The 554-nt window shown below is 57.6% G+C and carries 1 protein-coding gene; it reads right to left on the reverse strand.

What is annotated here, in order from left to right:
• The coding region (locus JIN85_RS20895; RefSeq protein ID WP_200274497.1) for a hypothetical protein at window positions 1-470 on the reverse strand (470 nt) is incomplete at its 3' end.
• Between the last annotated feature and the right edge of the window lie 84 nt (window positions 471-554).

Genomic DNA, 554 nt, shown 5'->3' on the forward strand with positions numbered 1-554 from the left:
GACAGGATGATGCGCGGCACCGTTTGGAGAACCTGATCCATCACCAGCGAGCCGCCGATGATTTCCAGACCTTCGCGGGTGAACCGGGTTGGCTGACCGTCCACCAGTTGACCGGTTGGCCAGCTTCGGATGGCTGCGTTTTTCAGCAGGAACCCATATCCATCGGTCGACTGGATATGCAGATCAGCCCCGTTGCGCGGAACCAGCGTGCTTGCCTTGAGTCTCCGGCTGAATGCTGCAACGACCGAGTCATGGATGACGCAGCGTTCGAACTTGAGTTGATTGCGCTCGTTTCCCAGCGGCAATGCACGGATGCCCGCCGCTTTGGTATATGGAACTTCATCGACGGTCTGACCGCCGTTGATTTCAATCCCACCCCACAAGGGATCGCCCACGGAAACCAATCGCGTTGGTGCTCCGTAGGCGTCCCACGTGAGTTGCAGGAACGAATCGTATAACTCTTCCGCCACCGGTTAGAGGTTGGTGATTTTACCGGCGTTGAGGGTGTTGTTCAGCACGGTGGCAATCAGCGCGTGCGGATTGAGGTTTTCACC

Origin of the sequence: Luteolibacter pohnpeiensis (genome assembly GCF_016595435.1) — a bacterium.
GTDB classification, from domain to species: domain Bacteria; phylum Verrucomicrobiota; class Verrucomicrobiia; order Verrucomicrobiales; family Akkermansiaceae; genus Luteolibacter; species Luteolibacter pohnpeiensis.